Origin of the sequence: Kaistella palustris DSM 21579, from assembly GCF_000422265.1 — a bacterium.
Classification (GTDB): Bacteria; Bacteroidota; Bacteroidia; order Flavobacteriales; family Weeksellaceae; genus Kaistella; species Kaistella palustris.
The window spans coordinates 56,332-82,440 of record NZ_AULL01000013.1 but is presented as its reverse complement, the minus strand read 5'-3'; the positions used below and the strand labels follow the sequence as shown (position 1 = coordinate 82,440).

Here is a 26,109-nt window from a genome sequence, read left to right as displayed (position 1 = left end):
TAAGTTAATTGGGGTAAATATAGAGCAAATTATTCTAAAAAAATAAGCCCTTAAATCATGTTCAAGGGCTTTCGCTAAAATGTTTTTATTCTAAAGATTTTGTAAAAGGAAATCCGTCATCTTTCTATATAGCTGTGCCCGTGTATTGCCGCCGGAGATCCCGTGGTTTTTGTCGGGATATGCCATAAATTCGAACTGTTTCTTATTCTGAATCAGCGCTTCCGAAAATTCCATGGAGTTTTGAAAATGCACGTTATCGTCGGCTGTACCGTGGATCAGCAAAAACTTTCCTTTCAATAACTGGGCATAACTCGTGGGCGAATTTTCATCGTAACCTTTGGGGTTTTCCTGGGGAGTGCGCAGGAAACGTTCGGTGTAAATGGAATCGTAGTACCGCCAGTTGGTTACAGGAGCTACAGCTATTCCGGTTTTGAAGACATCTGCGCCCTTTGTAAGTGCCAGACTAGCCATATATCCGCCGAAACTCCAGCCGAAAATTCCGATTCGCGATTTATCGATATATGTTTGATTACCAAACCATTTTGCAGCGGCGATCTGATCTTCAATTTCGTATTTGCCTAAATTTAAATAGGTAACTTTCTTAAAGTCCGTTCCTTTATATCCGGTTCCGCGCCCATCAACACAGGCTACAATATAACCCTGCTGTACCAGGTGATTGAACCATAATCCGTTGCCCGCATCCCAGGAATTGGTTACCTGCTGCGAACCCGGCCCGGAATATTGGTACATAAAGAGGGGATATTTCTTGTTCGGGTCAAAATTCTTCGGTTTCATGATCCACGCATTCATCTGATCTCCTGCGTCGTTGGGAATGGTGAAGTACTCTTTTGCAACCCAGTTATCAGCCTCCAGTTTTTTGAGTTGGTCGGTGTTGTTCTGCAGCTCCTTCACAGTTTTGCCGTTCACATCTTTCAAAACATAAGTATAAGGTTTCGTGGCAGAGGACGAAGTTTCGATAAAATAAGAATAATTTCCACTGAAATTCGCACTGTTGGTGCCGGAACTGTTGGACAGTAAAGTCGATTTTCCTGTTTTGATGTTCACTTTTGAAACGACTCTGTTGGTACTTCCTTTTTCAGTGGTCTGCAAAAATACTTCTTTGGTTTTTGGATTATAACCGTAATAATCAGTGACTTCCCAATTTCCTTTTGTAATCTGTTTCTTCAATTTGCCGTTTTGGTCGTACCAGAAAAGGTGGCGGTTACCATCTCTTTCGGAACCCCAGATAAAAGAGTCGTCATCTAAAAACTCGAGCGTTACGTTATCTGTATCCACCCATTTGGCGTCGGTTTCTGTAAACAGTTTCCGAATCTCTCCTGTTTTGGTGTTTACTTTTAAAACATCGGAAGCATTCTGGAGCCGTTCCGAAGTTATAAGCACGATCTCATCAGCCTTTGCGGTATTATAAACATTTGGAATGTAGTAGTTTTTAAATGACGCTAAATTCAGCGCGGTGGTTTTGTTATCCGCGAGGCGGTACAGATGTGCCGAAACCACGGAGTTTTTCTCGCCCGCTTTTGGATATTTGAAACGCATTTCCGAAGGGTAGAGCTGTTTGCCATAAATAGGAATATACATTTCTGGAACTTCTGACTCATCGGATTTTACAAACACGATCGCATCAGAATTTTTTGTCCATTCATATTGCTTTGCGTGGCCGAATTCCTCTTCATATACCCAATCCGCAAGTCCGTTCAGGATAGAATTTTTTTTGCCATCCGTGGTGATCTGCACGATTTTGCCTGAACCCAGATCCTGGAAGAACATATTATTGTCTGCAATAAATGCCACTTTTGTTCCGTCTGGCGAAAATGTGGGCTCCTGAACATAGTTTCCGTTGTTTAAACTGATTGTCTTGCCGGATTTCAAATCTTTCACATCAAATTTTCCCAGAAACGAATGCCTGTAAATTGGTATACTTTCCGTCAGCAATAAAATCTTTGATTCATCCCCATTGAAGGTGTAGGACTGAAATTTACCGTCTACAATATTACCTTCTTTAACGGAGGTTTTATAGGCATATTTCGCTATTCCCGTCGGTTCGATCACGGCATAGTTGTCACCGTTTTTCAGTGAGGCAATCCCGGCGATTCCCCGGCCGCGATAGTAACCGGAATATATTTTATCTAGTGTAATTTCCTGCGCAAAACTGGCAAAAGATACCAGAATTGAAACTGCTAAAAGTGTTTTCTTCATTGTTAAAATTGATAAGATTTCAAAGATAGTAATTTTATTAAAGTCTGCTTAAATTAAGACTTCGCGCCCTTTTGGCAAAAAAGTTGATTATTTCCTTTCATCAATTCACACATTTTAAAACACTTGTAGTTTCATTAAATTTAACAGGAAATATCATGGCAGAAAAAAAGTATTCAAAAAAAGCCGAAGACAAAATCGGCAAAGTGATGCACGAATTCAAAGATGGTGACCTAAAATCATCATCGGGAAAAAAGGTAACTGACCGCAAACAGGCGGTGGCAATCGGCATTTCCGAAGCTAAAGAAAAAGGTTTGAAAGTTCCGAAAAAATCAAAGTAATTTTTAAAAATATAAAATAATCCGTAAGTTATCGGGTTATTTTTTTTGATTTTCCTGATCCTGATGCGGAAATCCTATCGGTGCTTTGGGAACTTCAACCACTTTATAATGATCCAGTTCTACCTTTAATGCTTTTATCCGGGTAGGAAAATCATCGCCATTATTAATTTCGAGATCCTGTATGAATTGCGCCATCTGGTTTAGGTATTCGCCCGTGAGTTTTGCAGAAGCATCGCGGTAAGCTGCCTCCTGAAGCTTTTCTGTAATGGTGATTTCTTCGGAATTGTCCTTTACATACTTGTCGCGCAGGCGTTTTTTCAGACTTTGCGTAAAATCTACGATCATGGTGTTCGAAAATACCTTCATCTTTGCGGCAACAGGCTGCCAGAAAGGAACGTGATCCGCGTGGCTGCGACTTAAAATTTTCATCAGCAGTGCATCGTTTGAAAGACCGTCCTTCATAAAATGCAGGATCATTTCTGCACGTTCGCGGGCGTTTGGCGGGAAAACCGGAATTACCACATCAAACCTGCCGGGCGCCAGAATTTCTTTATCTATTTCCCTTACCGAATTTGCAGAGCCAACCATGAGCATATTTTCATCTTCGAAACGGCCGATGTAGTGCAGTACAATTTCCTTTGTTTCCTCGTCGCATGCCGCAACAGAGGAATTCTCACCACGCTGTTTCATGATATCGTCGAAGTCATCCATAAAAAGCAGCACTTTTTCTTCCTGCATCATCTCAACCAGAAAATCATTAAAACTGGTTTTAACCCCGTCTACAAAAGAAATTCCCAGGTAAGATTTTTTTACTGCCTTAAACTGATAATTAATGATCTCCGCAATCTTATTGGCCCAGAAAATTTTACCGCTTCCCGGCGGACCATATAATATAATTCCTGCCGGCCTGTGAATTCCCCAGTCCGTGAGCGGTGTAGCATTAATGAAGGGTTCCAGCGTTTTTGAAATGAAAAAGAAAAGGTCTCGGTACCCAATGAAATCGCGGTGTGCAAGACTGGATTTTTTACCGAAATAGTCGTAAACAAACTGATAATTACCGCCAAGTTTATTGTCGATGCTGTATGTGGAAACCGATGAGCGGTAGCGGCCATTATCAAAAAGGGCAGGTTCTTCTTTTTTAATGATTTTTGCAACTTCTTCCGAGGGCTTTTTAATTTCACCCGCGATATCTTCGACGGATTTATTTTTCTTCAGATCCTGCTCGTATTTTCTCAGAAAATCTGCATTTTCCCGCGCAAATTTTACAAAATCAGTTTTCACTTCGAAATTTGTGCTGATGCATTCTGAAAGTTCCAGATCGAAATCCTGAATAAACTTTATAAAACTTTCGGTAGATATTTGAAGTTCTTTTGCGAGTTCGGCGAGTTTCATATGATGAGCTTTGGTTTAACTCAAAAATACAAAATTCAGAATAACTGTAAATTTGAATTTAGCGCATAGTGGACATCTTTTTTAACAAATAAAAATCAGCCCAAAATTTTTTCGCTTACGGCTCAAATGTTTCGAATTTCCCGTTGTCGAAGAACAGGACAATCCTTTTAACTTTAACTTCTTGATTAGCAACAGCTTGTGCAGGTTGGGAATCTTTTTCAGTTTCTAATCGCTGAGAATCGCTTATTTTTTCGCGCTTTGCACTTGCGCCCGGAATATTGGATTCTCGTGGTGTTTCGCTTTTGATTGTATCTTCACTTTCGGTGATTCCGAAATTCTGGTCATCTATTAATGAGAACAAATCGGGTAGTGAAGGTCTGGGCGTTTTTTCAACAACGGGCTCGTCTGCTTTTTTCTGCAGCATTTCTCCTTTGCCCGTAATCAGCCAATCCCAGTCCAGATCGGGAAAACGCTCTTTTATTTTGATAATAAAATCCAGGGACGGTTTATTTCTGCCCGAAGTAATGTGCGAAATGTTCGACCGCTGTACATCGATCTCATCAGCAAATTCCGAAGAGGTAAGACCGGAATAAGCGATCACTTTTGAAATTCTGTCGTTCAAACTCATTGTTACAAATGTAAAACAATAATTTGTAATTAAATACACAAAAGTAAACATGTACAAAAATCATCGTGTTACAAATGTATAAATATAATTTAATGTCTTTAATTAGAGTGACTTATGATTTTACAATGATAAATTAATGACGCAGATGATCGTCCTGGTCAGGATCATATTTTAATTTGCGGTCTTTTTTCTGTACGGGGAACAGCAGCGAAAACAGAATGCTTGATCCCAATATTGCTACGATAATGATTAGCGAATGTGTGGTGGAAAAGCCCCAATCATCCAGGAAATGATGAAACAGCATTTTCAGGCCGATAAATGCAAGCAGCACCGCCAGACCAATTTTCAGAAAGCGGAACTTATCAATTATACCGGCCAGAAGAAAGAACATGGAGCGCAGACCGATGATTGCAAATATATTGGAGAAGAATACGATGTACGGATCTTTAGTCACAGAAAAGATTGCCGGAATACTGTCTACGGCAAATATCAGGTCGGTAGCTTCAATGATGAGAAGAACGAGGAATAACGGCGTCATCTTATTGATTCCGTTAATGGTTACAAAAAACCGGTTACCGACAAAATGGTCATGGACTTTAAAAAACCGTTTTGCAAATTTAACGATCGGGTGATTTTTGGTATCAATCTTTTCGTCATTGTCTTTGTCGAAGAACATCTTAATGCCAGTAAACAAAAGAAAAGCACCGAATACGTACATGATCCAGTCGAACTTCGCAATAAGGGCCGCACCGACAAATATGAATATAAAACGCATCACGATCGCGCCCAGAATTCCCCAGAACAGCACACGGTGATAGTTTTTCTGAGCTACGCCAAAAGCTGTAAATATCAGCACCATCACAAAAATATTATCTACGGAAAGGGCATATTCTACCACGTAGCCCGTCAGATATTCCAGTCCTAAATTTTGATTGTACAGCTGTATACTGTTTTCCAGATCTCCGGGAATTATTTTCACAGGATGGTGATGAGATCTGATCACAGTCTGCAGTTTTTCCATACTGTCGATGCCATGGAGTAGGTGACCGTATGTCAGTAGAACAAAATAGAAACACATCGACAGGGCGATCACAAAGAAACTCATAAGCCCTGCCTGTTTCATTGAGACGACATCTGATTTCTTATTCAGCAGTCCCAGATCCAGTGCCAGGATCAAAAAGATAAAAAGCAGGAAACCTGCCATGAAAAGCATTTCGTTTGTCATATAAAAAATATCACAAATATAACGAAATAAAAGATTTTTAAATCTGTTTACAAATGTTAATAACCTTACTTCTTCCGATTAAGTATATACGAAAACTGTTTATGTGAATACCGCACAAATGGCGATTTCGTATTAAATTTGGTGTTAAAGTATAGTTATACTATAACGTTAAGTGAAATATTTAAAATATTGGTTTTTAAATATTTAGGAATTTACATTAAAAATAAGGCAATCCACAAAATAATCCACAGACAATCTGGCAACTGATCCTGTTTAATTAATTTACAAAAGTTAATTAAATAATTAATGGAAAAAAAATTATATTTGAGATTTGTAAAAAGTTTGAGACATGACAGAAAAATTGAGTTACCGCCAAAACCCCAATTTCCCAAACCGCTATATTTCCCCCGAAAAATTATTTCGGTACCTACAGGCGAATTACAGCGATTGCATTTCGGTGCTTGGAACTTCATTTCTGGAAAAGCCGATTTATAAAATGACCTTGGGGAACGGACCGGTAAGAATTGTTGCATGGTCACAAATGCACGGCAACGAATCCAACGCTACACATGGTCTGCTGGACCTGCTTGAAATTTTTCGCTATCAACCTGAGTTGCGGAAAGAACTTTTCTTAAAAATCTCGCTTGATTTTGTCGTGATGCTGAATCCCGACGGTGCCGAAAAATGGACGCGCAGAAACGCTTTGGATATAGATATTAACCGTGACTTTCTGAAGCTTTCAAGTAAAGAATTCCCACTTCTGAAAAATCTTGTCGAAACCGGGAATTATGGTTATGCCCTAAACCTGCATGAGCAACGCACTATTTTTACAACCGATGGTGAAAATCCAGCCACACTTTCTTTTCTGGCACCTTCCGAGGATCCCGAAAGGACCTTAACCGAAACCCGAAAAAAAACCATGGCAGTGATAGTACGGATTTACGAGGCGCTGCAGACTCAACTTCCGAATCAGATCGCGCGCTACAGTGATGAGTTTTATCCCACCTCCGCCGGCGATAATTTCACGAAGTTTGGTTTGCCCTGTGTTTTATTTGAAGGTGGTCATTATCCGAATGATTATAATCGCTGTAAAACACGCGAGTATTATACAATTGCGCTTTATGAGGGTTTAAAGGCAATGGCTGCACTCGGCGGAGCCACGGACAGTTGGGAGAAGTACAGTGAGATTCCGCAAAACAGAGAAAGCCATTACGACATAATTTACCGCAATGTAAGACTCAATACATCTTTTGACTGTGTGCTGGATATTGCCGTGCAATACAGAGAGGAAATTCCCGACGGTGCGGATGAGATCATCTTTACGCCAATCGTTGTAGAAGTGGGTGATGTAGGGAAAAAGAAAGGTTGGAAAGAAATTGACTGCACGGGTAAGAAATTCATTTCGGAGAAGAAATTTCCGAAACTGGATGCCGAAGTCAATTTTAGAATTGAATAAAGAAAAAAGGAGTCCTGAAAAAGACTCCTTAATTATAAAACTGTCCGCTTACTTCACGACTCTGATGCCGTTGGCTACAAACCGAATTTCTTCCTTAGGTTTCGTAATGGCGTTAATTTCCGACTGAGATTTTTTAGCATCTTCCGCGTAATGTTTTTGTTCTTCCACAGATGTTACTTTCATTTCGGCCGTACCTTCGAGTATCACATTTTTTCCTTTTAAAGCCGTGGGTACGAAAAAGGCATAATCCTTCATCTTTACAAAGAATTTTTCATTGTTGGCGGTTTCTACAGTAAGCCAGCATCCTTTCTTATCACAAACGTCGGTTACTTTTCCTTTCACCGCTACATTTTCAAGCTTTTTGTTTTTAGCGAGCTGCTGACTGAGACTGGCCGGCGAAACCGCACTTTTTTCTATTTCTGCTGAAACTGTCTTTCCGTACACTTCGCCAATTTGGGCATTTCCGTCTGGTGGACCTGCTTTCTTCCCACTTTCCTGGGCAAAAATAAAAGTCGAAAATGCGAGCGCTATGATCAGTCCTGATTTTTTCATATCATATATTTTCACAAAAGTAACTATTTTCCTTCACTTCATTATTAATAAGTTGAAACATCAGCAGAAGATCTGTCCTAAGTCTTACCGAAACGTCTAAACCATTACCGAAAATTTATATATTTACGCCGTTAAAATATAAAACGACAAAAGCCTACGCCAAGAATTTCAAATTAACCTTATGAACAAAAAACTTAAACTTTGGGACGCCACCATGCTCGTCATGGGTTCTATGATCGGAAGCGGCATTTTTATAGTCAGTTCCGATATGATGCGGAATCTGGGTTCCGGTTACTGGCTGATCACAGTTTGGGTCATTACCGGAATTATGACCGTGGCGGCGGCCATCTCATATGGTGAACTTTCCTCCATGTTCCCGAAGGCCGGCGGCCAGTACACCTACATCACCGAGATTTTCGGCAAGGTGACGGGATTTCTGTACGGTTGGGGCTTATTTACAGTGATCCAAACAGGAACCATCGCTGCCGTGGCCATGGCTTTCGGCAAGTTTACAGCCTATCTTTTCCCGGCACTCAACAATTCGCAACCTCTTTTTCAAAGTGGCACTTTCCAGATCAATTGGGTTCAGATCCTTGCCATAGTGGTCATATTGCTGCTTACATTCATCAATACCAAAGGTTTAAAAAACGGAAAGATCTTGCAGGATGTTTTTACTTCTTCAAAAATTATCGCATTGCTTGGCCTGATCGTTTTCGGTTTTATTTTGGTTCAAAGTTCGCAGTGGGCCGCCAATATGAGCTTTGGTTGGCATAGTTTTCAGGATTTAGGCAAAGTGATGGGCAATGACCTGCTTCCCACAGGCTGGCAACCCATTGGTGGCGTCACGCTGCTTGGTGGTATTGCTGCGGCCATGGTCGGCGCGGTTTTCAGTTCGGTCGCCTGGGAAAATGTGACTTTCGTTTCCGGCGAAATCGAGAATCCCAAAAAAAACGTCGTCAAAGCAATGGTTTTGGGCACGGTTATCGTCATGATCTTATATTTGTTGGTGAATATTGTATATCTGCATGCGCTGGATCGCGATGGTATAGCTTTCGCTGACAAAAACCGCCCTGCCGTGGCCGCCTCGCAGGTCATCTTTGGCAAAACCGGCACCGTGATCATGGCCGTGCTCGTAATGATTTCAACTTTTGGGTGTATCAACGGCTTGGTTTTGGCGGGTTCGCGGGTTTTTCAGACCATGGCCAAAGACGGCCTCTTTTTCAAGTCCGCCATTACGAACAATTCCCACGGTGTTCCCGGCAGATCACTCTGGATGCAGGGAATATGGGCCTGCGTTTTAGCACTGAGCGGCCAGTACGGCGACCTTTTAGATATGATCTCGTTTGTTATTGTTCTTTTTTACATGATCACGGTTTTCGGTGTCATCTACTTACGGATCAGGAAACCGGAACTCGAGCGGCCGTACCGCACATGGCTTTATCCCGTTACGCCTATACTCTACCTGCTCATCGGTGCGGCGTTCTGTACCTTGCTGATCTGGTTCAAACCGCAATATACCTGGCCGGGTTTCATACTTATATTATTGGGGCTGCCCGTTTATTGGTTCATTAATAAAAATAAAAAACACGAGGGCGGGCTTTAGGAGCACCACCATTATTTTCGCTTCCGAAGACTCCGCCCGCTTTCCGCGCCAATTTTTCTTATGCCCGGCTTTGGCCAACGCTTATAAGAAAAGATTTCTGCTGCAATCGGGGCTAAAAGACCATTTTCGTATTTTTTTCGAGGCACATCCTTGCCTTTCCGGAAATTACCTAACTTGTCACAAAACAATTGCAGTATGTCAGAATTAATTCCTGTATTTCAATCCTCGTATCTCTACGAAATCGAGTTGGCCAAAACAAAACTTGCTTCGCGTGAGATCCCCAGCTATATTAAAAATGAATATGTAAACAATATCGCAGTTTTTCCGATTTCGCAGAACTATTATCTGCTGGTAAGCGAGCGCGATCTCGAACTTGCCGCGAAAATACTTCAGGAAAATTACGAAGATCCGCGAGCAGACCAATAAAAATATTTTTAACTATCGCATTTATCAGCAATTTTTCCACACCCGGACCTTATTGAAACCCCGCGCCGGTGCCGCGCTGCTCCCCAAAATTTCCCTATCTTTGCGGCACAAATTTTAGATAAAATGATCGACTGGAAAACCGTAAAAGAATACGACGATATAACTTATAAAAAGTGCGGTGCGGTGGCAAGGATCGCCTTCAACCGTCCGGAAGTCCGCAACGCCTTCCGCCCGAAAACAACTTCCGAATTATATGATGCATTTTACCATGTCTCCGAAGATCCATCTGTAGGTGTCGTTTTACTCACCGGCGAGGGACCGAGCCCCAAAGATGGCGGCCACGCTTTTTGCAGCGGTGGTGATCAGAAAGCGCGGGGCGAGCAGGGCTACGTCGGCGAAGATGGACGACACCGGCTGAATATCCTGGAGGTTCAACGTTTAATCCGTTTTATGCCCAAAGTGGTGATCGCGGTGGTCAATGGTTGGGCTGTCGGCGGCGGCCATTCGCTTCACGTGGTCTGCGACCTGACTTTGGCGAGCGAGGAACACGCGATCTTCAAACAGACCGATGCCGATGTTACCAGTTTCGATGGTGGTTACGGTTCCGCGTATCTTGCAAAAATGGTCGGCCAGAAAAAAGCCCGTGAAATTTTCTTCCTCGGCAGAAATTATTCCGCGAGAGAAGCCGAAGAAATGGGAATGGTCAACGCTGTAATTCCGCACGCACAATTAGAAGATACCGCTTACGAATGGGCGCAGGAAATTTTAGCCAAATCGCCGCTTTCAATCCGGATGCTGAAGTTCGCCATGAATCTTACCGATGACGGAATGGTGGGCCAGCAGGTTTTTGCGGGGGAAGCTACACGCCTCGCGTACATGACAGAAGAAGCAAAAGAGGGCAGAAATGCCTTCCTCGAAAAGAGAAAGCCCGATTTCGGAGACAACAAATGGATTTCTTAATAAAATAACCAGTAGTTACGTACGCAGCGTTTAGTGCGGGATTAGTACTATTTCCCAAGCTGATTTCTTAATCTACAACCGAACTCCAGAATTTTGAATCTCAAACTTTATCGTCTGAAATCTATAGTCTCAAGTCTCAAGTCTCAAGTCTCAAATCTCAAGTCTCAAGTCTAACATCTAACATCTAAAAATGACCGATTGGATCAAAGCCGCACGTTTGCGCACCTTACCACTTTCGATGAGTGGCATTATTCTCGGCTCCTTTATTGCAAAGTGGCGGCTGAGCGAACACGGTGCAACCTGGGACTGGAAGATCTTTGCGCTTGCTATTCTGGTCACCTTACTTTATCAGATACTGTCGAATTTTGCCAACGACTATGGCGATGGGATCAAAGGAACGGATGAATTTCGCCACAATGTTGCCGAACAGCGGGCTGTTGCATCGGGAAGAATCACTGCTTTACAGATGCGCAATGGCGTCATACTTTTTTCTGTACTGTCACTGTTGGCAACGCTTGCCCTGTTATATTTTGCCTTCTTCCGTGAAAATCTCATGCAGGAATTTTATATTTTTGTTGGCCTCGGCATTGCCTGTATTCTGGCAGCTGTTGGGTATACTGTGGGGAAAAAACCGTATGGTTATATGGGTTTGGGCGATATTTTTGTTTTTATATTTTTCGGTCTTGTATCGGTTTGCGGCAGTTATTTTCTGTTCACGAAAACTTTTGACTGGGATATTCTTTTGCCGGCCGTTGCAGTTGGTATGTTAAGTGCTGCAGTTTTAAACCTGAATAATATGCGTGATATTGAAAGCGATGCTTTAAGCGGAAAAAAAACATTAGCGCTGCGACTGGGTTTCAAAAAAGCCATGGTTTATGAAATCATTTTACTGCAGTTTCCTTTGCTGTTGGTGCTCGTATTTATGATGATGAACGGCCTGCATACCGAAGGGAAATACTACGCGTTTATCTTCTTTATTCTTATGTTTCCTATGGCAGCATTGCGTAGAAAGATCATGCAGGTAAAAGAACCAAAGGAACTGGATCCTTTCCTGAAGCAGGTAGGAATTTTAACTCTGGCAATGGCTGTTTTGGTGGCAGCTGGTTTAAATTATTTTTAATAAAAACATTTTAAAATGAAAATACAGTTTCTCGGACAAAACTGCTTTTTGTTCACTTATAAAGGACAAAACATTCTGACTGATCCTTTCTATACTCTTGGACTGGAAAAATCCGGCTTTGATATCAGTGCTCAAAAAATCGATTACGTTTTAATTACGCATGCCCACGGCGATCATGTTGCCGATGTAAAAGAAGTTTTAGCAAGCCATCCGCAAGCGCAGCTTATTGGTCAACCGGAAATCTGTGGATATTTTAATCACGCAAACTCAATCGATATTAATTTTGGCGGCTCCGCAAAGATTCTTGATCTGAAGATTTCTATGGTTCCTGCTTCCCACACAAGTTCTTTCCCCGACGGGACTTATGGCGGCGAACCCTGCGGTTATATTTTCAGGTTTGAAGGTAAGAATGTATATTTTGCCGGTGATACCGGTGTGATGGCCGATATGGAACTGTTCCCCAAACTGTTTGGCGACATCAACTTGGCAATTTTGCCCGTGGGATCGCATTACACAATGTGCGCACGCAAGGCCAGTTTCGCAGCAGCGGAATTACTGAAAACCAAAAGAGTCATCGGCTGTCATTTCGATACTTTTCCGCCGATCGAGATCAACCATGACGAAGCATATCAGCTTTTTAACGAAAAAAACATTGACTTTACTTTGCCCCGTTTGGGTGAAGTATTTGAAATTTAAAAAAAATGTACAATCCAGTTGAGATTTGGAAGGAGTTTCCGCTTCATTATGAAAACACCAATTTTTACCGCGTTGAAGTTTCTAATTTTGGCCGTGTGAAAACCTATAACTCTGCCCGTCCTGAGGGCGGTATTGTGAAAGGAACTTTGCAGGGTGGTTATCCTATTGTTCGCATCACTTTGTTTAAAGAGCGGCCGTCGGACGTGCGCGAAAAGATTGCTGCGCTCAATGAACTGATTGCATTTCTGGAAGCCCGGCGCCGGGAACTCATCAAAGAGAGAACAGCAGCAGACGAATATAAAACTGAGATTGAGGATTTAAAAAAGCAAAAACTGGCAGTAGTAGCCAAGCGGAAAAAGTATATTCAGAAAACCGACCAGAAGCGTAAAATTTTTGTCCATTTTTTAATACACCGCGCGGTCGCAGAACTTTTTCTGGAGCGGGCTGATGGGCAGGATACCGTTATTCACAAAGATTTTAACAAAGAAAATAACAATGCAGCCAATTTACAGTGGGTGAGTAGGGAGGAAGCTTATTCGCGTTTCGCTGATCATCCGATTTATAAAGAAAGTACAAAAGGCGTAAAAAGAAGAACGTCGGGCAATGCAAAACTCACCGTGGAAAATGTACTTTACATTAAAGAAAAATTAAATATGGGAAAATCACTGCGGGAACTTGCGCATCATTTCAAAGTATCCGATATGCAGATCCACCGCATAAAAACGGGAGAAAACTGGAGCAGTGTGAAAACTTTAAGTGAAATAAAAAAGGAGAATAAAAAGCACAAAAAATGGCAAGCTACCTAAATCACACCGCTACAACCGTTTACCTTTGCTGCGTTCCCACCCTGGAGGATTCACAGGAGCTGGTTGTTTAGGACTTGCCGTTGCAAAGATAAGGCTTTAATTTAAAATTCAAAATCCCACAGTCTAATTTTTATAAAAAGTGTACAATTGTCTTTTAAAATAAAGCGCTTCGCCCTCAAACTCAAAAATTTAGAATTCTAAAAAAACAATAACTCTACTTTACCTATGACAAAAAACGTGTACGGCACTGGGCTGATCCTCTACTTTGCGACAATGCTGATATTTTTCGCCATGTACTTTCTCGGTATGAATACCGATTATTTTAATAATTCTTTACTGATCAATGCTTTTTTACTGCCTGCCGTTTATCTTGCAGGCGCGTACTATTCTGTGTATACGGTAAAAAAAACCGGTGTACCCATGGCTTTTACCGATGTGTTCGGGCGGGCTTTTAAACCGATGTTTGTGGGCGGAATCCTTTCGGTAATGACGATGTTCCTTTTCTTAAATTTTGCAGATACAGCTGCAAAAGACCTGCTGAACTATCAGTATATCGAAAGACAAAAAACAGAACTCACCAACGAATATACTAAAGCAAAGGCTGGAATGAAGAAGGACGAAGAAAAAAAAGAACTCGACCGGAACTACGAAAACCGCTTGAGAAGTTTCTCACCCGAAATGATCAAGGGCAAGGACATGTTCTCCTTTCGCCAGTTCACCTATTATTTCGGGGCGATCATGGTTTTTTATGTGATTTTATCGGTGTTTTTTGCAAGTTTTTTCCGCAGCAACATTCCGGAATAGGACAAAGAAATCATTTTCAATTCTTGAAAATTCTAAAATTAGCTTTAATTTTGAAGAAGTAACTTTTAATTCTAAACTTATTAATGAATCTATCCATCATAATACCGCTTCTGAATGAAGAGGAGTCGCTCGAAGAACTTTTTTTAAGGATCGATGCCGTTTGTAAAAATGCCAACCTCACTTACGATGTTTGGTTTGTAGATGATGGCAGTACCGATCTGTCCTGGAGCATTATTGAGAATTTAAAAGTGCAGTATCCGCAGATTCACGCGATACGCTTCTCCAGAAATTATGGCAAGTCTCAGGCATTGCATGCCGCGTTCGAACGGGTTTCGGGCGACGTTATTATCACGATGGATGCGGATCTGCAGGATTTCCCGGAGGAGATTCCCGAACTTTATGCCATGGTAAAACTGGAGAATTACGACATAGTTTCCGGCTGGAAAAAAAAGCGATACGATAACGTGATGACCAAAAATATTCCGTCCAAACTTTTTAATTCGGCAGCACGAAAAGTGTCGGGTGTTGAACTGCATGATTTTAACTGCGGTTTAAAAGCATACAAAAAACAGGTGGTTAAATCCATCGATGTGTACGGTGACATGCACCGTTATATTCCGGTTCTTGCTGCCAATGCAGGTTTCCGGAGAATTACTGAAAAAGAGGTGCAGCACCAGGCAAGACCATACGGTACATCGAAATTTGGAACCGAGCGTTTTGTGCGCGGCTTTTTGGATTTGATCACTTTATGGTTCGTAAGCCGCTTCGGTGGCAGACCGATGCATTTTTTCGGCGCTGTGGGTACTTTAATGTTTATTGTGGGATTTTTATCTGCCTTCTGGCTGGGAATTTCAAAACTTATCGATGTTTCACGCGGAATTTATGGCCATCTTCTTACCCATAATGCCTGGTTTTTCATTGCACTTACAATGATGATCCTGGGTTCGCTGCTGTTTATCGCAGGATTCCTGGGCGAAATGATCATCCGGACAAACCGTGAACATAAGAATTATAACATCGACGAGGTGATCTAAAATTCATAAAAGAAAATCTAAATCAAAAAAATTGCGTCGAATACTCAAATAATGAAGCATCTACTTTCAATATTTATTTTACTGACCTTGTTTTCCTGCGGCAAAATTTCGCCTAAAGGAACGATCGAATCAAGAGATGTAAAGGTCGCGGATTTCGTGAATCTCGATCTCAAAGGGAATTTCCGCATTTTTTATATTAAAGGCGACAGCAGTTTCATCAACATTGAAACTTACGGTAATATCGCGGATAATTTAAAAATTAAAGTGACCGACAAAACCCTGAGCATCACCGAAAAGCGGCCGACCAAAGATGTGGATTTCTATAATATTACCCTGTATTCAAAGTTTCCTTTAGAAAAAATTTCGCTGACAGACGCGGCGGAAATGAATATTTCCAGTGAAATCAAGACCGATCACTTTACGCTCGATCTGAAAAAAAATGCTAAATTTATAGGATCGGTTAATTCCCGCAGAGCAGATGTAGAAATGTCCGGCAAAAGCCGCGCAAACTTTCGTGGTGATACAAAAAAAGCGTTTGTGAAAGTTTCGGATACCGCCAGCCTCATTGCACCATACTGGCTCATCGGCGATTTACAAATCAATGCATCAAACGGAACTTATGCCGAGGTGAATGTAAAAGATTCGCTGAAGGGAGCCGTGAAGAGCACTGCAGAATTTGTGTATTACAGCGATCCGATCCGCGCCTTTAAAATTGAGAAAACCGCCACCGTAGAAAATAGAGAACTTGAGTAATATATGATGATTGCATTTTAAATTCTGAATAAAACTGTATTTAAAAACTGCGCATCATTATCTCTTTTAAAAAAATAAAAAATGACAACTTTAGAAAAAGCAAAACTCTGGCTTACAGATTCCTTCGACACCGATACAAAAAACACCATTCAAAACTGGATCAACACCGGCTCCGATGAGCTTGAAGATTCTTTTTACAAAGCACTGGAATTCGGTACCGGCGGTATGCGCGGCATCATGGGCGTGGGAACAAACAGGCTCAACAAATATACACTCGGGCAGGCGACGCAGGGTTTGGCAAATTACCTGCACGCACAGTTTCCCGGCGAGAAGATTAAAGTGGCAATCGCGTACGATGTGCGTCACAATTCAAAAGAATTCGGTAAAATGTGCGCCGACGTTCTTACTGCCAACGGAATTCATGTTTTACTTTTCAAGGAACACCGACCTACGCCGGAACTTTCCTTTACGGTTCGCGATAAAAAATGCAACGCCGGAATCGTGCTGACAGCTTCGCACAATCCACCGGAATATAACGGCTACAAGGTGTACTGGAACGATGGTGCGCAGATCGTTCCCCCGCAGGATGGCGAAATCATTAAAGAGGTTTACTCTGTAAAATTTGAGGAAATTAAATTTAATGGTAATGATGATCTTATCGAGTGGATCGGCGAGGAGCAGGATGAAGTGTATATCGATGCCTGTATGGGAAATTCCCTTTACCAGGACATCGGCCGTGATAATTTAAACATCGTTTTCACCTCCATTCACGGCACGACCTACACCACGGTTCCTCAGGCTTTAAAAAAAGCAGGTTTCAAAAAAGTGGATTTTGTAAAAGAGCAGATGATACCGAGTGGAAATTTCCCTACGGTAGAATCACCAAATCCCGAAGAACCTGCCGCACTCGAAATGGCGCTGGACCTTGCAAGAATTACCAATGCAGATATCGTGATCGGAACCGATCCCGACGGCGACAGACTTGGTATTGCTGTGCGAAACCTGGAGGGCGAAATGCAGCTTCTCAACGGAAATCAGTGCAACACCATTCTCACTTATTATATTTTGGATCAGTGGAAAAAGGCGGGCAGAATTACCGGCAAAGAATTCATTGGTTCTACCATTGTAACTTCCGACATCTTTTTTGATATTGCCAAGAGGTTTGGCGTCGACTGCAAAGCGGGCTTAACCGGTTTTAAATGGATCGGTAAAATGATTCGCGAAGCTGAAGGTAAAGAAAAATTTATCTGCGGCGGCGAAGAAAGTTTTGGCTTTATGACCGGTGATTTTGTACGTGACAAAGATTCCTGCGGCTCAATCCTGCTTGCCTGCGAGATTGCTGCGGTGTGCAAAGCCCAGGGAAAAACCATGTATCAGTACATGATTGAGATTTACAAAGATCTTGGAATGTATTATGAAGGTTTGGTCAATGTTGTGCGCAAAGGACGAACCGGTGCAGAAGAGATCAACCGGATGATGGCGGATTTCAGAAACAATCCGGTAAAAGAACTCGCAGGTTCCAAAGTGTCTGAAGTAAAAGATTTTCAGGAGCAAACCTGCCTGAATCTGGCCAGCGGTCAGAAAACCGTGATGGATGATATTCCGAAATCTAACGTTCTTATATATTATACGGAGGACGGAACCAAAGTATGCATTCGACCTTCAGGAACTGAGCCAAAGATTAAATTTTATTTTTCAGTGAAAGATGAGATTTCGTCGGAAGAGGATTTTAAGAAAAAATTAGTGATACTGACTCAGAAAATTGAAGAGGTGAAGACAGATTTAAAACTTTAATTAAAACGGAAAAAATCCGGAGAAAAAAGCATTATTATGATTTTATCAAAACTTGCACAGAATCTTATCGGTTCCGAAATTGTAAAAATAGGCAATGAGGTCAACGATTTAAAAGCGCGCGGCGAGAAGATCGCAAACCTGACGATCGGCGATTTAAATTCGAATATTTATCCGATTCCGGGCCGGTTGCGGGAGGAGATTTTCAGCGCTTACAACAATAACCTCACTAATTATCCGCCTGCAAGCGGGCTGCTGTCTCTTCGGCAATCCATATCCGATGATTTAAAGAACCGTTGGAACCTTGATTATGAGCCCGCAGAAATTCTCGTTGCCGGTGGTTCCAGACCTTTGATCTACGCGACTTACCGAACGATTGTTGACGAAGGCGATAAAGTCATTTATCCTGTTCCTTCCTGGAACAATAATCACTATTCATTCTTGACAGGCGCTGATAAAATTGAGGTTGAAACTTCGCAGGAAAACAATTTTTTGCCTACAGCAGCCGAGCTGAAACCGCACTTAAAAGATGCCGTTCTTTTGGCATTATGTTCGCCGCTGAATCCCACGGGAACCATGTTTACGAAGGAACAGCTCACCGAGATCTGCGAAATGGTTTTGGAAGAAAACCGTTCTCGCGGTGAAAACGAGAAACCCCTGTATTTGATGTATGACCAAATCTATGCGATGCTGACTTTTGGCGAAGAACATTTTAATCCCGTTTCTTTATTTCCGGAACTTAAGAAGTACACGGTTTTTATTGACGGAACCTCGAAATGTTTTGCTGCCACCGGTGTGCGTGTGGGTTGGAGTTTTGGTCCGGCAGAAATAATTTCAAAAATGCAGGCACTTTTAACACACGTCGGTGCCTGGGCTCCCAAGCCAGAACAACAGGCTGTTTCGGTATTTTTAAAGGAAACTGAAAATGTAGATGCTTTCGTAAATGACTTTAAAAATAAAATTTCCGGAAGCCTGGAGACACTTCACCACGGCATTCAGGAAATGAAAGACCGCGGTCTGGCTGTCGACAGCATAAAACCGATGGGTGCGCTTTATCTGACCATAAAAATGGACTTTTTAGGCAAGTCGGATGTCGCCGGAAATGTGATCCACAATTCTTCGGACCTCGTTTTCTATCTGATCAAAGAGGCCGGAGCGGCGTTTGTCCCCTTTTCAGCCTTCGGAAACTCAGCGCAAATGCCGTGGTTCAGAGCTTCTGCCGGCGGTGTATCTTTGGACGAGATCAATGCAATGTTACCCCGACTTGAGGGAGCGCTACAGAAATTAAAATAGGAAAGTGTGTTATAACTTCTACTTAATTTGATAATAATTCAATGAAGATAATTGCAGTGATTCCTGCCCGATATCAGGCCACGCGTTTTCCGGGAAAGCTGATGCAGCTGCTTGGTGATAAAACGGTCATCGCTACTACCTATCAGAATGTGGTGGAGACTGAACTTTTTGATGAGGTTTTTGTGGCGACGGATTCTGAAATTATTTTTAATGAGATCACTTCTGCCGGTGGAAATGCCGTGATGACCGGCCAACACGACACGGGAAGTGACAGAATTGCGGCGGCAGTTGCCAATATTGAGTGCGACATTATTGTAAATGTGCAGGGCGACGAACCGTTTCTGAAAACAGCACCACTCCGTCAGTTAATTTCAGTTTTTAAAGAAGATCCGAATGAAGAAATTTCACTGGCTTCCCTTAAAATAAAACTGAACGACGCTCAGGAGATCGAAGATCCAAATAATGTGAAAGTGATCACAGATAACCAGGATTTTGCACTTTATTTCAGCCGTTCGCCAATACCTTACGCCCGCGAAAAGTCGGTGCATACAGACTATTTTAAACATATCGGCGTTTATACATTTAGGAAAAACGCTTTGCTCAAATTTGCGTCGCTGCCGATGCGCCCGCTGGAAGTTGCGGAAAAAATTGAATGCATACGCTATCTGGAATACGGTATGAAAATTAAAATGATAGAAACCAATTTTATAGGCGTCGGTATTGATGTGCCGGAAGATCTGGAAAGAGCCCGCGCACTTCTGAAAAGTTAAAAAACTCCCAAACTATGAGTTTCGTCAGAAACAGTTGGCCCCAAAAACAATATATTTGAAAAACCTTTTGCTACGGTGGAATCAGGTTTAAAATTAATGCTAAGAAAACCGTTTGTACAGAACGTGTTGCTATTAAATATGAGAAAAATACTTTTGATGTTCGTTTTGTTTTCCCAGTGTATTTTTGCGCAGACAGCCAAAGAAATTATTGATAAAAATATTGAATTATCGGGCGGATTAACCAACTGGAAACTGTTAAATTCCGTTATTCTTCAGGGCAGAGTAACGTTGGGTGTAAATGATGAATATCCTATAAAAATATATCAGGAAAGACCTAATCTTACAAAAACGGTGATCACCATTAATAAAAAGGAAACGCCGATTGAGGGTTTTGATGGTACGAAAGGTTACGCCATGAATTACGCGACCAATAAGATACAGGAATATCCGAATTATAATCCCGAAAGTTTCGACAATGATTTTATCGATTGGGAAAGCAAAGGGTTTGAAGCAAGATATCTCGGTAAAGAAAAAATCGGTGAAACTTACTGTCATAAAGTGGAACTCACCAAAAATGTAAACAAAACAGTTTACTACTTTGATACAAGAACCTATATGCTCGTAAAAGAAGTAAAAGCCGATGAAACGCTGGTTTATAAGGATTACAGGAAAGTAGGAAGCTTGCTGATGCCTTTCCGTATGGAATCATCATCGCAGAAAAAAGACAGCGATTATGTAATGATCATCAATAAAATAGAAACCAATAAAGTTCTTCCTGCAAACACTTTTAAGTTTTAAAGAATTCCCATCTCCAATTACTGGTTTAAGATTTGCTGCGGAAATACTGCGCACAGCGTTTGGCTTTAGTTAACTGCAGCGACATATCATTGTTTTTCTTCTTAGAAAAGAGGCTTTAATTTGAGGCCTTTCTTCAATACCTTTAAAAAAAAATTAAATGAAAAAATTATTTATCTTAATGCTATCTGCGGGAGCTTTTCTGCAGAGCTGCACCAACCAGAAAAAAGAAATAGCACAAGATAAAACACAGACTATGAAAACAGTTTACGACTTTAAAGTAGAAGGCATTGACGGTAAAGAAATTAATTTTTCGGATTTCAAAGGCAAAAAAATCCTTATTGTAAATACTGCCTCGGAATGTGGTTTTACGCCACAGTACGCTGATTTAGAAAAAGTTTCGAAAGAGTACAGCGATAAACTTGTTGTCGTGGGATTTCCTGCAAACAATTTTGGTGGACAGGAACCGGGCACCAACGCCGAAATCGGTGCGTTCTGTGAAAAAAATTACGGCGTCACGTTTCCTTTGGCTGCTAAAGTTTCGGTTAAAGGCGATGATACAGCTCCTATTTTCAAATATCTTACCGATAAAGACCTGAATGGTGTAAAAAATACGACAATCATGTGGAACTTTACAAAATTTCTGGTGGATGAAAACGGTAAACTCATCGACAGTTTCATCAGCACAACCAAACCTACGAGCGATTCGATCACGAAATATTTAAAATAATCAACGGTACCGTGCGTGTTCTTTATTTTTAGAAAACCTTGCGATCAGGGGTTTGAAAAGTGCTCTGTATTTTTCGATATCGAAAACCTGTGAATCGGTCAGCGCTTTATAAGTCAGCCATGCGCCAAACGGAAACAGTACGAGATTGGGCAGCCACGCCGCAAGATAAGGATCCATTTTACCGGACCAGGCGAGATTTTCTACCGAAAGATTGATCACGTAAAAAATGATGAACACCACAATCGCGATCACGACCGGTAATCCCAAACCACCTTTTCTGATGATCGACCCTAAACTGGCGCCGATCAGAAAGAAGATTAAACAAGTCACAGAATAAGCAAAAATCCTTTGCTGATAAATGATCACACGCGAAAAATATTTGTGGAGTTCCTGGATTTGGCCCGCCTTATCATTTTTCATCTGCCTTACACTTTCAATTTTATTAAAAGCGGAGTAATACATTTCCTGCTTTTTCCTTTGCTGCAGCGTGTCGGTTTTTGGCAGTACAGTGGACTTTGCCGAAGGTTTGGTCTTATCCAGAAAACCAATATAGCCGTTGGTCTGCGTCACAAGTTCTGAATTAATGTTTTTCAGTACATTATTATTCTCCTGCTTTGCTTTGGCAATAGTGGTATTCAGTTGCCAGTAATCCTGAAAAGAATAATCATCGGTGATGCTTTCAGATTCCAGCGCTTTATCAATAAGTTCCGAAATGTTGAAATGCGAGACAAGCGTATCGAACTTTATCGCCTGATCCGGCTGTTTCAACCGCTGATTATATTCTACGTTCCCAATGTTTTCTTCGAAAATATAACCATTAAAAAGAACAAGTTTCAAATAATTCTTGTTTGCCGCGGGCACAAATTTCCCTTTTTCGGCCACAATAGATTGTTGGTTTTCGTAGGCATTTGCCATTTTATGTATGAAAACACCTTTCAGATCTTCTTTATTCTCACCCGTGATCTGATCAAATTTAACACTGTAACCCGGGATTTGCTGTATAAACTGGCCGGGCGTGAAATTAAGGGCAGGTTTTGTAGCGGCAATATTGTAAAGCATATTTTTAGCTTTCCGCTGAAAATCAGGAATTACATTATTGCTGAAGAAAAAAAGGAAGAGCGAAAATATAAAGGAAACAATAAAAAGCGGTAACATGATTCTTGTGAGCGAGATCCCCGCGGCTTTCATGGCGGCGAGTTCATACCGTTCCCCAAAATCGCCAAAGGTCATGATAGAAGCAAGAAGTATGGTTAATGGCAGCACCAGCTGTACCACAATCGCTGAGAGGTACGACAGCAGCCGCAGTATTTCCCAGTAATCAAGACCTTTTCCTGTGAGCTGCGCAAGGCGGATCCAAATAATGTTGACAACAAAAATGAAGAACAGAACACTGAAAATAAAAATAAACGGGCCGAAAAAAGTTTTGATGACGTAGCCGTCGATTTTCTTGATCATGAGGCAAATTTACCAAAAAGTCACAAAAGATTATCCTTTGTGACTTTTTTTAGAGTGAAGTTACTTTTAGAGTTCTGTAACGATATAATTTTTGTACTGATTTTTATCAAAGGTAAAAGTGTCCGCGCTCAGGTTCTGATTTTCCTTGTAGTCGCTGATCGCAATGACCGACACTGAATTGTCCGTGGAGAACTGCTCGAGTTTCACCAGTTGCTTTTTAGCATCATTAATGAAAAGTTTCACTTCCCTGATGCCGTTTTTCTTGGTGGGTGTCAAGAGGATATAATCAGAATTCACGCCGTTGACGGCAAGTTTTCCCATATACTTAACATTATATCCTTTTTTATATTCCTCAATGTAGGTCAGGGGCGAGAACATTTGCTCGTTTCCGGTAGGTTTCGCCACCGTAACTTCCTGATCTTCTGCGGAGATATTGTAAATCTTATTTCCGTCAAAGATCTGTTCAGTACCCATGATCTTAAGTTTGTACTTGTCTTTGGCAGAGTAGAAGATGCCTGGATCGGTCTTGGTTACTTTATTGCCGCTTCCTGTTCCGTAGATGAATTTAAAATATATGTTATTTTTCGATTTATATTGCTGGGCAACGGCATCTAAAAGCGATTTGGCTTTGGCATCGATTTTTTGTGCATTAACGTTTACCGCAAAAGCGAATGTTGCTGTTCCAATAATTATTTTCTGTAAAATATTTTTCATTCTTTCTTTTATTTTTGGATGGATTAAAAAGCTAAAAGTTAAACTTTTGTTTAATATTTTGGCTTACTTGCGCAATTCTTCCAAAAACTGTTCCAAAGAATTCAGATCCGAGATCTGGACTTCTCTGGCCTTAGCCCCGTTGAAACCGCCCACAATACCGCTGGCTTCGAGCTGATCCATAATTCTGCCGGCCCGGTTATAGCCGAGTTTCAGCTGCCGCTGGAGCATGGATGTTGAACCCTGCTGTGTAGAAACTATGATTCTTGCAGCATCTTCAAAAAGGGCATCTTTTTCATTAGGATCAAAGGCACCGACTGTAGAAGTGGTTTCTTCCGACGAGTATTCAGGCAACAGGAACGCGCTTGCATATCCTTTTTGCTCACCGATGAATTCGGCAATTTTTTCCACCTCCGGTGTATCTACAAAAGCGCACTGCAGGCGCAGGATTTCGTTTCCGTTGAAGTAAAGCATATCACCTTTCCCAATGAGCTGGTCTGCGCCGGGAGAATCCAGGATTGTACGCGAATCTACACTCGATATTACGCGGAAAGCCGCTCTGGCCGGGAAGTTTGCCTTGATCATTCCCGTGATTACATTGACCGAGGGGCGCTGTGTGGCCACGATAAGGTGCATGCCCACGGCTCTTGCCAACTGTGCCAAACGTGCGATCGGAAGTTCCACCTCCTTTCCGGCGGTCATAATAAGGTCTGCAAATTCATCTACGACCAGTACGATATATGGTAAATACCGGTGACCATTTTCGGGATTAAGTTTTCTTTCTGCGAATTTTTTATTGTATTCCTTTAAATTTTTACAGAACGCGTTTTTAAGCAGGTCATAGCGCTGATCCATTTCCACACATAGGGAATTCAAAGTATTGATGACTTTATGCGTATCGGTGATTATCGCATCATCACCATCCGGAAGTTTTGCGAGATAATGGCGTTCGATTTTTGAATAAAGTGAAAGTTCTACTTTTTTCGGGTCCACCATTACAAATTTCAGTTCACTCGGATGCTTTTTGTAAAGCAGCGAAGTTAGGATCGCGTTGATACCTACCGATTTACCCTGTCCGGTCGCTCCTGCCATGAGAAGGTGAGGCATCTTCGCAAGGTCAGCCATGAATATCTCGTTGGAGATCGTTTTCCCGAAAACTACCGGCAGATCCATATCTGAATTCTGGAATTTGTGCGAGGCGATCACGCTGCGCATAGAAACCATTGAGGGATTTTTACGCGGAACTTCAATACCGATCGTTCCTTTGCCGGGCATCGGTGCGATGATCCGGATTCCTAAAGCTGAGAGATTCAGCGCAATATCGTCCTGCAGCTTTTTAATCGAAGCTACGCGGATCCCCGCTTCGGGCACGATTTCATATAGCGTAACGGTTGGTCCTACGGTTGCCTTAATTTCGGCAATGCCAACATTGAAATTTTTGAGTAAGCCTACGATCTTGTTTTTATTTTCTTCGAGCTCTTCTCTGTTAATGGCGATTTCTTCGTTACCATAATCCCTTAGAAGATCGAGTGTCGGCATCTGAAACTTTGCAAGTTCCAGTTTGTGGTCGTAGAGTCCGTGCTTGTCGACAAGCTCCTGAGATTTTTTATCAGATTCGTCCAGCACATCTACCGTTTGTGCAACCTCTACTTTAAATGAAATATCACCTGCAGGAATTTCCGGTGCAGTAGGAGTCAGGTCAATAGGAGTTCCGGAATTCAGTTCAGGCGAATTTTTCTCCCGGATTTCTTCAAAAGAGGTTTTATTTGGAGTTTTTATTGTTTCAAACGCGGTTTGCGAATCCAGCGTGCTGTCCTGCACGTCGGATGTGACGGTGATGTTTTGCAACTCTTCGTCCTCATCAGAGCCTTCTTCCAGCTCAGCATCAGCATCGAAACTGTGCGAGGAATTGGGAATCAGGGCTTTCACCCGGCCCAATGTCTGGTCGTTCAGGTCTGTGAGTTTGCTTTTTACATTGTTCGGATTCAAATTAAATTCCAGGATGACGTACAGGCCAAGACTTACAATTATCACCAGCCATAAACCCATCGCACCGATTACCGAATTTAGAAAATCCATGATTTGAAAGCCGTAGACACCGCTTAGAACGCCTTGTCCCGCGGTTACCGCGCCCATGAAAATCGGTAGCCAGCAGATGAAGAAAAGTGTGTGACCAATGGTTTTCCAGGGCTTAAAATAGTTTTTTTTCAGAATGAGCATTCCGAAAACAAAAAACAGGAATGCCACACCGAAAGCGGCAATTCCAATACTTTCAAATATAAAAAGATTACCCAGCCAGTCGCCAGCCTTGCCGAAAATATTCGAAGATTTCACCGTTTTATCAAGCATCGTTCCGGCCTGACTTTGATCTGCCTTCCAGTTAAGCAGATACGAGATAAAGGAGAAGGTGAGAACGATGGAAATCAGAACAAATAAAACGCCGAAAAAGATGCGTGGTTTTGAGAGGATTTTGCTTTGTTCAGCGGTGTTGGCGGGTTTTTTCTTAATGTTTTTTTCCATAATATGAATGAGAGCAAATTTAATAATAAAATTT

The 26,109-nt window shown here is 41.7% G+C and carries 23 protein-coding genes, 1 other RNA gene and 1 pseudogene; 16 read left to right on the top strand and 9 right to left on the bottom strand.

The annotated features are described in order from the left end of the window. Window positions 1-90: 90 nt before the first annotated feature. Entirely contained in the window at window positions 91-2,217 is a 2,127-nt protein-coding gene (locus H562_RS0103765) for a S9 family peptidase (protein ID WP_027376281.1), read from the bottom strand. 155 nt (window positions 2,218-2,372) lie between these two features. Between H562_RS0103765 and H562_RS0103760 the strand changes: the two genes are divergently transcribed. Beyond that, a complete protein-coding gene (locus H562_RS0103760) occupies window positions 2,373-2,555 on the top strand; it encodes a DUF6496 domain-containing protein (RefSeq protein WP_027376280.1) in 183 nt (60 codons plus the stop codon). 36 nt (window positions 2,556-2,591) lie between these two features. Here the strand turns inward: H562_RS0103760 and H562_RS0103755 are convergent, their stop codons facing one another. The 3 genes from H562_RS0103755 to H562_RS0103745 form a co-directional block, all read right to left on the bottom strand. Next, entirely contained in the window at window positions 2,592-3,947 is a 1,356-nt protein-coding gene (locus H562_RS0103755) for an AAA family ATPase (RefSeq protein WP_027376279.1), read from the bottom strand. A gap of 115 nt (window positions 3,948-4,062) precedes the next feature. Continuing rightward, a complete protein-coding gene (locus H562_RS0103750; protein ID WP_027376278.1) occupies window positions 4,063-4,575 on the bottom strand; it encodes a helix-turn-helix domain-containing protein in 513 nt (170 codons plus the stop codon). A gap of 133 nt (window positions 4,576-4,708) precedes the next feature. Further along, on the bottom strand, window positions 4,709-5,800 hold the full coding sequence (locus H562_RS0103745) for a TerC/Alx family metal homeostasis membrane protein (RefSeq protein ID WP_027376277.1): 1,092 nt from the start codon (window positions 5,798-5,800) through the stop codon (window positions 4,709-4,711). A 349-nt stretch (window positions 5,801-6,149) separates the two neighbouring features. Here H562_RS0103745 and H562_RS0103740 point away from each other — a divergent pair, with 349 nt between their 5' ends. Beyond that, window positions 6,150-7,256 carry a M14 family zinc carboxypeptidase gene (locus H562_RS0103740; RefSeq protein ID WP_027376276.1) on the top strand — a complete coding sequence of 369 codons (1,107 nt, stop codon included), beginning with the start codon at window positions 6,150-6,152 and terminating at the stop codon, window positions 7,254-7,256. Window positions 7,257-7,304: 48 nt separating this feature from the next. Here H562_RS0103740 and H562_RS0103735 read toward each other — a convergent pair whose 3' ends face one another. After that, window positions 7,305-7,808 (bottom strand): DUF4920 domain-containing protein, encoded by a 504-nt coding sequence (locus tag H562_RS0103735; protein WP_027376275.1) that lies wholly within the window; start codon window positions 7,806-7,808, stop codon window positions 7,305-7,307. Between the two features lie 181 nt (window positions 7,809-7,989). On the opposite strand from H562_RS0103735, the gene H562_RS0103730 reads away from it, so the two are divergent. From H562_RS0103730 to H562_RS15860, 6 genes and pseudogenes are all read left to right on the top strand, one after another. Next, window positions 7,990-9,411 carry an APC family permease gene (locus H562_RS0103730; protein ID WP_027376274.1) on the top strand — a complete coding sequence of 474 codons (1,422 nt, stop codon included), beginning with the start codon at window positions 7,990-7,992 and terminating at the stop codon, window positions 9,409-9,411. Window positions 9,412-9,606: 195 nt separating this feature from the next. Further along, entirely contained in the window at window positions 9,607-9,837 is a 231-nt protein-coding gene (locus H562_RS0103725) for a putative signal transducing protein (RefSeq protein ID WP_027376273.1), read from the top strand. A 123-nt stretch (window positions 9,838-9,960) separates the two neighbouring features. Next, window positions 9,961-10,797, top strand: a complete 837-nt coding sequence (locus H562_RS0103720; RefSeq protein WP_027376272.1) for a 1,4-dihydroxy-2-naphthoyl-CoA synthase — start codon at window positions 9,961-9,963, stop codon at window positions 10,795-10,797. Between the two features lie 190 nt (window positions 10,798-10,987). Next, window positions 10,988-11,917, top strand: a complete 930-nt coding sequence (menA, locus tag H562_RS0103715) for a 1,4-dihydroxy-2-naphthoate octaprenyltransferase (protein ID WP_027376271.1) — start codon at window positions 10,988-10,990, stop codon at window positions 11,915-11,917. A gap of 15 nt (window positions 11,918-11,932) precedes the next feature. Then, on the top strand, window positions 11,933-12,613 hold the full coding sequence (locus H562_RS0103710; protein WP_027376270.1) for a metal-dependent hydrolase: 681 nt from the start codon (window positions 11,933-11,935) through the stop codon (window positions 12,611-12,613). Between the two features lie 5 nt (window positions 12,614-12,618). Continuing rightward, window positions 12,619-13,131 (top strand): annotated as a pseudogene (locus tag H562_RS15860) (NUMOD4 domain-containing protein); the annotation flags it as partial. A gap of 270 nt (window positions 13,132-13,401) precedes the next feature. On the opposite strand, the gene ffs reads toward H562_RS15860, so the two are convergent. Beyond that, window positions 13,402-13,499, bottom strand: an RNA gene (gene ffs / locus H562_RS15510) — signal recognition particle sRNA small type. A 145-nt stretch (window positions 13,500-13,644) separates the two neighbouring features. Between ffs and H562_RS0103700 the strand changes: the two genes are divergently transcribed. The 8 genes from H562_RS0103700 (at window position 13,645) to H562_RS0103665 (ending at window position 21,389) form a co-directional block, all read left to right on the top strand. After that, complete coding sequence (locus H562_RS0103700; RefSeq protein ID WP_027376269.1) at window positions 13,645-14,223, top strand: DUF4199 family protein; 579 nt, start codon at window positions 13,645-13,647, stop codon at window positions 14,221-14,223. Window positions 14,224-14,306: 83 nt separating this feature from the next. After that, window positions 14,307-15,257 (top strand): glycosyltransferase family 2 protein, encoded by a 951-nt coding sequence (locus tag H562_RS0103695; RefSeq protein ID WP_027376268.1) that lies wholly within the window; start codon window positions 14,307-14,309, stop codon window positions 15,255-15,257. 51 nt (window positions 15,258-15,308) lie between these two features. Beyond that, on the top strand, window positions 15,309-16,010 hold the full coding sequence (locus tag H562_RS0103690; RefSeq protein WP_027376267.1) for a GIN domain-containing protein: 702 nt from the start codon (window positions 15,309-15,311) through the stop codon (window positions 16,008-16,010). Window positions 16,011-16,091: 81 nt separating this feature from the next. Further along, window positions 16,092-17,804 carry a phospho-sugar mutase gene (locus H562_RS0103685; RefSeq protein ID WP_027376266.1) on the top strand — a complete coding sequence of 571 codons (1,713 nt, stop codon included), beginning with the start codon at window positions 16,092-16,094 and terminating at the stop codon, window positions 17,802-17,804. 36 nt (window positions 17,805-17,840) lie between these two features. Further along, entirely contained in the window at window positions 17,841-19,094 is a 1,254-nt protein-coding gene (locus H562_RS0103680; RefSeq protein ID WP_027376265.1) for a pyridoxal phosphate-dependent aminotransferase, read from the top strand. 41 nt (window positions 19,095-19,135) lie between these two features. Then, window positions 19,136-19,864 (top strand): 3-deoxy-manno-octulosonate cytidylyltransferase, encoded by a 729-nt coding sequence (gene kdsB / locus H562_RS0103675; protein ID WP_027376264.1) that lies wholly within the window; start codon window positions 19,136-19,138, stop codon window positions 19,862-19,864. Window positions 19,865-20,002: 138 nt separating this feature from the next. Further along, window positions 20,003-20,662 (top strand): hypothetical protein, encoded by a 660-nt coding sequence (locus tag H562_RS0103670; protein ID WP_027376263.1) that lies wholly within the window; start codon window positions 20,003-20,005, stop codon window positions 20,660-20,662. A 157-nt stretch (window positions 20,663-20,819) separates the two neighbouring features. Then, complete coding sequence (locus H562_RS0103665; protein ID WP_027376262.1) at window positions 20,820-21,389, top strand: glutathione peroxidase; 570 nt, start codon at window positions 20,820-20,822, stop codon at window positions 21,387-21,389. On the opposite strand, the gene H562_RS0103660 is transcribed toward H562_RS0103665, so the two are convergent. The 3 genes from H562_RS0103660 to H562_RS0103650 all read right to left on the bottom strand — a co-directional run bounded on the left by H562_RS0103660 (window position 21,390) and on the right by H562_RS0103650 (window position 26,075). After that, a complete protein-coding gene (locus tag H562_RS0103660; RefSeq protein WP_027376261.1) occupies window positions 21,390-22,844 on the bottom strand; it encodes an LptF/LptG family permease in 1,455 nt (484 codons plus the stop codon). It lies immediately after the preceding gene. A gap of 66 nt (window positions 22,845-22,910) precedes the next feature. Further along, complete coding sequence (locus tag H562_RS0103655; protein ID WP_027376260.1) at window positions 22,911-23,558, bottom strand: LolA family protein; 648 nt, start codon at window positions 23,556-23,558, stop codon at window positions 22,911-22,913. Between the two features lie 63 nt (window positions 23,559-23,621). Further along, window positions 23,622-26,075 carry an FtsK/SpoIIIE family DNA translocase gene (locus tag H562_RS0103650; protein ID WP_034690609.1) on the bottom strand — a complete coding sequence of 818 codons (2,454 nt, stop codon included), beginning with the start codon at window positions 26,073-26,075 and terminating at the stop codon, window positions 23,622-23,624. Between the last annotated feature and the right edge of the window lie 34 nt (window positions 26,076-26,109).

Excerpts from the sequence above, each read along its gene's own strand:
- H562_RS0103680 (WP_027376265.1), top strand. The coding sequence starts at position 17,841 with ATGATTTTATCAAAACTTGCACAGAATCTTATCGGTTCCGAAATTGTA.
- H562_RS0103750 (WP_027376278.1), bottom strand. The coding sequence starts at position 4,575 with ATGAGTTTGAACGACAGAATTTCAAAAGTGATCGCTTATTCCGGTCTT.
- kdsB (WP_027376264.1), top strand. The coding sequence starts at position 19,136 with ATGAAGATAATTGCAGTGATTCCTGCCCGATATCAGGCCACGCGTTTT.
- menA (WP_027376271.1), top strand. The coding sequence starts at position 10,988 with ATGACCGATTGGATCAAAGCCGCACGTTTGCGCACCTTACCACTTTCG.
- H562_RS0103665 (WP_027376262.1), top strand. The coding sequence starts at position 20,820 with ATGAAAAAATTATTTATCTTAATGCTATCTGCGGGAGCTTTTCTGCAG.
- H562_RS0103760 (WP_027376280.1), top strand. The coding sequence starts at position 2,373 with ATGGCAGAAAAAAAGTATTCAAAAAAAGCCGAAGACAAAATCGGCAAA.
- H562_RS0103745 (WP_027376277.1), bottom strand. The coding sequence starts at position 5,800 with ATGACAAACGAAATGCTTTTCATGGCAGGTTTCCTGCTTTTTATCTTT.
- H562_RS0103725 (WP_027376273.1), top strand. The coding sequence starts at position 9,607 with ATGTCAGAATTAATTCCTGTATTTCAATCCTCGTATCTCTACGAAATC.
- H562_RS0103690 (WP_027376267.1), top strand. The coding sequence starts at position 15,309 with ATGAAGCATCTACTTTCAATATTTATTTTACTGACCTTGTTTTCCTGC.
- H562_RS0103660 (WP_027376261.1), bottom strand. The coding sequence starts at position 22,844 with ATGATCAAGAAAATCGACGGCTACGTCATCAAAACTTTTTTCGGCCCG.
- H562_RS0103720 (WP_027376272.1), top strand. The coding sequence starts at position 9,961 with ATGATCGACTGGAAAACCGTAAAAGAATACGACGATATAACTTATAAA.
- H562_RS0103650 (WP_034690609.1), bottom strand. The coding sequence starts at position 26,075 with ATGGAAAAAAACATTAAGAAAAAACCCGCCAACACCGCTGAACAAAGC.
- H562_RS0103765 (WP_027376281.1), bottom strand. The coding sequence starts at position 2,217 with ATGAAGAAAACACTTTTAGCAGTTTCAATTCTGGTATCTTTTGCCAGT.
- H562_RS0103710 (WP_027376270.1), top strand. The coding sequence starts at position 11,933 with ATGAAAATACAGTTTCTCGGACAAAACTGCTTTTTGTTCACTTATAAA.
- H562_RS0103695 (WP_027376268.1), top strand. The coding sequence starts at position 14,307 with ATGAATCTATCCATCATAATACCGCTTCTGAATGAAGAGGAGTCGCTC.
- H562_RS0103670 (WP_027376263.1), top strand. The coding sequence starts at position 20,003 with ATGAGAAAAATACTTTTGATGTTCGTTTTGTTTTCCCAGTGTATTTTT.
- H562_RS0103655 (WP_027376260.1), bottom strand. The coding sequence starts at position 23,558 with ATGAAAAATATTTTACAGAAAATAATTATTGGAACAGCAACATTCGCT.
- H562_RS0103700 (WP_027376269.1), top strand. The coding sequence starts at position 13,645 with ATGACAAAAAACGTGTACGGCACTGGGCTGATCCTCTACTTTGCGACA.
- H562_RS0103730 (WP_027376274.1), top strand. The coding sequence starts at position 7,990 with ATGAACAAAAAACTTAAACTTTGGGACGCCACCATGCTCGTCATGGGT.
- H562_RS0103735 (WP_027376275.1), bottom strand. The coding sequence starts at position 7,808 with ATGAAAAAATCAGGACTGATCATAGCGCTCGCATTTTCGACTTTTATT.
- H562_RS0103685 (WP_027376266.1), top strand. The coding sequence starts at position 16,092 with ATGACAACTTTAGAAAAAGCAAAACTCTGGCTTACAGATTCCTTCGAC.
- H562_RS0103755 (WP_027376279.1), bottom strand. The coding sequence starts at position 3,947 with ATGAAACTCGCCGAACTCGCAAAAGAACTTCAAATATCTACCGAAAGT.
- H562_RS0103740 (WP_027376276.1), top strand. The coding sequence starts at position 6,150 with ATGACAGAAAAATTGAGTTACCGCCAAAACCCCAATTTCCCAAACCGC.